This window comes from Psychrobacter sp. FME13 (assembly GCF_014861395.1).
Classification (GTDB): domain Bacteria; phylum Pseudomonadota; class Gammaproteobacteria; order Pseudomonadales; family Moraxellaceae; genus Psychrobacter.
In genome coordinates this window covers 1-4,074 of the sequence record NZ_RRYV01000208.1, presented here as the reverse complement: position 1 = coordinate 4,074, position 4,074 = coordinate 1, and the positions used below count along the sequence as shown (strand labels likewise).

Annotated in this window: 4 protein-coding genes; 2 read left to right on the top strand and 2 right to left on the bottom strand. The window is 44.3% G+C overall.

Features of this window, described 5'->3' with window-relative positions; all coding sequences use genetic code 11:
- Together EI164_RS14890 and EI164_RS14885 are read left to right on the top strand one after the other, a co-directional pair.
- Nucleotides 1-604 (top strand): universal stress protein (locus tag EI164_RS14890; RefSeq protein WP_192520697.1); only part of this gene is annotated, 604 nt, incomplete at its 5' end.
- 45 nt (nt 605-649) lie between these two features.
- Nucleotides 650-1,327 (top strand): cupin domain-containing protein, encoded by a 678-nt coding sequence (locus tag EI164_RS14885; RefSeq protein WP_192520696.1) that lies wholly within the window; start codon nt 650-652, stop codon nt 1,325-1,327.
- A gap of 119 nt (nt 1,328-1,446) precedes the next feature.
- Here the strand turns inward: EI164_RS14885 and EI164_RS14880 are convergent, their stop codons facing one another.
- Together EI164_RS14880 and EI164_RS14875 are read right to left on the bottom strand one after the other, a co-directional pair.
- Nucleotides 1,447-3,648: a TonB-dependent siderophore receptor gene (locus EI164_RS14880; protein WP_192520695.1), complete on the bottom strand. Its 2,202-nt coding sequence runs from the start codon at nt 3,646-3,648 to the stop codon at nt 1,447-1,449.
- Between the two features lie 106 nt (nt 3,649-3,754).
- Nucleotides 3,755-4,074, bottom strand: a 320-nt coding sequence (locus EI164_RS14875) for a transposase (protein ID WP_318779513.1), incomplete at its 5' end; no start/stop codon positions are given.

Below are 4,074 nucleotides of genomic sequence, written 5' to 3'. Positions count from 1 at the left end.
ATTTGCTTTTAGAATCCCCCACTTGAGCTTTGCGAAAGTGGTGGGAGTATGTCAACAGCGCCGTGGCAAGCTGTTACCTGCTATCGAGAATTTTAAGACAGAAAATCGTGCTATTGTCATGGGTCGACGCGGAGAAGACCACAAAAACAGTCGCATCAATATTGGTAGTCAAATAGAAACGGTCGCCCGTGCCTCTGATATTCCGATATTGATTTGCTCCGAAAGTTTTAAAGCGCCCAGTTCATATATGATCGCGTTTGATGGTAGCAAAACCGCTATTAAAGCGGCATCGATGGTTGCTAGAAGCCCTGTCTTAAAAGGTTTAGAAGGTCATATCGTTATGATAGGCAGTCACAATGATACCGCTAAACAAAGCTTAAGTGCCGCTGCAGCACAACTAGAAGCAGCGGGGTTTGTGGTGGAAGCGCATCATTTATCAGCGGCTGATGCGGTCAATGGCTTGTTAGCCTTTCAAGCGGAAAACGACATCGATATTATGGTAGTGGGTGCTTATGGTCATTCAAAATTACAGCAGCTGTTTCTAGGCAGTACCACAACAGAGCTTATCGCTAGCACCTTGTCGCCAGTTATTTTAGTGCGATAATGGTCAGTTGATACAACCATAACGAACTTGTTTGGACACTATTTTATGCTTATTAATGCAGATTTTTCTTGTCGCGCAGCGCTTGCAGTTGAAGAGCAACAATGGATAAACTCACCGCAGAGCGGTGTAGAACGGGTGATGCTGGATCGCGTGGGTGAAGAAAAAGCGCGCGCCACCAGTCTGGTGCGTTATGCTCCGAGTTCTCACTTTCCGCATCACATGCATCCAAATGGTGAAGAGATTTTGGTATTGTCAGGCATGTTTTCTGCAGATGACACACATTATCCAGCAGGCTGGTATTTGCGCAATCCACCATCGTCAGGTCATACGCCATATAGTGATGAAGGCGCAGTGATATTCGTTAAGCTCAGACAAATGCCATCTGATGAAGATCGCTATGTCGCTATTGATACTCATGATGATGACAATTGGCAATGCCAAGGCAGTCGTGATATCTGTCCTCTGTTTTCTGATGATGGCGAGCAAGTAAGTTTGCAGCGTCTCAATGCAGGCGAAGTAGTATTCGACGAAGATAGCATTAGTGGTGTTGGTGGTACAGAGTTATTGGTTGTAGCGGGCAGTCTAATAGATGATGGGCAGGTTTATCAACGAGGTAGTTGGATACGTTTGCCAGTAGGAGAGCAGTCGCAGATAAAGGCAGGGTTAGAAGGTGTTACGCTATATATTAAAACGGGACATTTAGAGCAAGTAATAGGTTTGTGATTGGTAATTGACCGAGCCACTTGGGTTTTCTATATTGGCGTTATAAATTTTCGATCGATATTCTTATCTATGATATTGATAAAAGCTGGCTATTATTACAATAGCCAGCTTTTTTGTGCTTAGAAGTTAGCTTTTACACTGACGACCATTTGGCGCTCTGGTCCCATCCAGCAGTTATTTGTATCATAACAAGAGCTGACATAGGTTTTATCAAACAGATTATTGACACTCGCACCCACAGTAAAGGTAGGGTTGACTTCGTAACTGCCGCCAACATCTACCAATGTCACACTTGGTAGCTCATCTGTGTTCTGTCTGTCGATTTGCATGCCACTTTCATAGCGAACCCCGGCATTAAGCGTTAGCTTGTCTGTGGCGTAGTAGTCTGCCCACAGCGTGGCTTTGTGTTTCGCTGTTTGCGCTGGCGTGTTACCGACCACTTCGGGGTTAATCTCTTCTTCGGTAATTTCAGCATCGGTATAGCTGTAACTCGCAGCGACATCTACCCAGTCATTGAGCATATGACTGCCTGAGACTTCAAATCCTTTAGATGCAATCTCACCGGTTTGGGTTTGATTTCTATAGTTAATGTAATCTGATACCACGACATTTTGCTGGTTGATATCAAATACCGCCAATGTTCCTTTGGTGCCGCCATCTGATGATTGATACTTAATACCAGCTTCTAGCTGATCGGCCGTCGTGGGTTCAAACGGCTCATTGGTCACGAAATTACTCCCAACGACTGGCTGGAACGATTGTGAGTAGCTCACAAACGGCGAGATGCCATTATCGAAATTATAAATAGCAGCAAGACGACCACTGGTCTCTGATGCGTCATTGTCAATTTCTTGGACACTATATATTACACCTTGAGAAGCTTTGGTCTGGTCGGTGAGGCTTTTGAATTTATCATGACGCAAACCTGCCACTACCGTCCAATCTTTCCATGTCATCTCATCTTGAACATAAAAACCAAGCTGGCTTTGTTCGATGTCCTCATACTGACTGTAGACATCTAATGGTAGGGTGTTGGCATTGATTTGCGAAAAATCTGGATTGGACAAATCAAGGTTTGGTGTACCATCTGCACCAGCATCATAGTAATCAGCAGTGCTATCTGTCTCTTGATACTCAACACCAAACAATAAGTTATGAGAAGTATTTGCCGTATCGAATTGATAAGCCAACTGGTTGTCTGTGGTCCAGTTTTTCATGCTTTCATCGGTGGTGTAAGCCACACGGTTCAGTATCGTGTCACTACCGCTGACATACCCACCTGAGTTGTACATATTACGCTGCTCTGCTTCAGAGTCGGTGTAGCGCAGTATGTGTTTGAAGGTTAACTGATCATTGATATCCCAGTTTACAGTGACACTCGGCATGAATACTTCTTTGCTAAACTTATTCCATTCGTCGCCTGCATAGGCATCGCTATCTAACTTGCCATAGCTGGCGTTATAGACGGTACCGACTGAAGGCAGTGGGGTAGAGGGTACCATGTTTGGGTCATCTTGATAAAAGAGGTTAGCAAGTACCGACACGTCATCTGTCGCTTGCCATTCAAGCGATGGATTAATCAGCGTGCGCTCTTCTTCTGTGGTTTGCATTTGTCCGTCTTTTTTGCGCTTTAATGCCACAAAACGATAGTTCAAGCTGTCTGTGAGCGCTCCGGTTGTATCGATGCCTACTTCTTTTAGGTCTTGGTTACCCAGTCGTAGTTGCACTTCCGTTTCTTGGGTGCTTTGAGGTGTTTTGGCAATTTGGTTGACCATGCCACCAGGTGCTGTATAACCATACAGTGAAGAGGCCGAGCCTTTGACCACTTCTACCGCTTCTGTTGCATAGACATCGACTTGTGGCATGAGGTTCCAAGCCCCATCGTAAGGCAGTCTTAGACCGTCATAAAAATTCGATAAAGTCTTAAAACCACGAACTCTGTTTTCATCAAAGATAGTCACTGTACCGCGACTCTCAGAGCTGACACCTGGCTCATAACGTAGCGCAGCACTGACACTGTCCGCTTGGCGTTTTTGTAGCAGGTCTTGATCGATTCTGGTATAGCTCATTGGTGCATCTTCAGGGTCTAATGCAGTTTTTGTACCTGTGCTCCGGTAGCTATCGGCATAGACGGTGATGGCATCTAAAGTAGTCGATGGGATCGCTGTCTCAGCGTTCTCTGTTTCGGACGTACTTAGCGAGTCTTCGGTATAGGTAGTTTCAGCATAAGCCAGCTGACTGATACTCATGATCAAGCCAATCTGTACTGCTACGGTAAGGTGTTTTTTTCGGATAGATTCAGAGGCTAACTGGAGTCGCATCATATGTCCTGTTAAATATTATTCATGAAATGGAATGTCTTTAATCTAGATGATTGAATATTAGAAAGAATAATAGCACTAATGATTACTATTATCAACCCCACTCTCAACTTGAAATAAGCAAATCAAACTGAAGAGGCGGGTTACCAAGTTTTTTATTGAGTACAAAGCACAGATTATGCGACAGAATCTTACGAATCAATCGATGAGACAAATGCCATAAATCTCTTGCTCGTACCTTTTGTATATTAAATCGTTCTGATAACTGACCAATGACTGTTTCAACGATACGGCGGGCTTTCATTAGCCGTCTTACCACAGGTTTGGGTCTATCTTCTTTCATATTAGCTCTGAGTGGCGTTTGTAAATCTACTCCTTGAGCGTCGTAGTACGATGTCAGACTCGGGCTGATATACCCTTTATCAG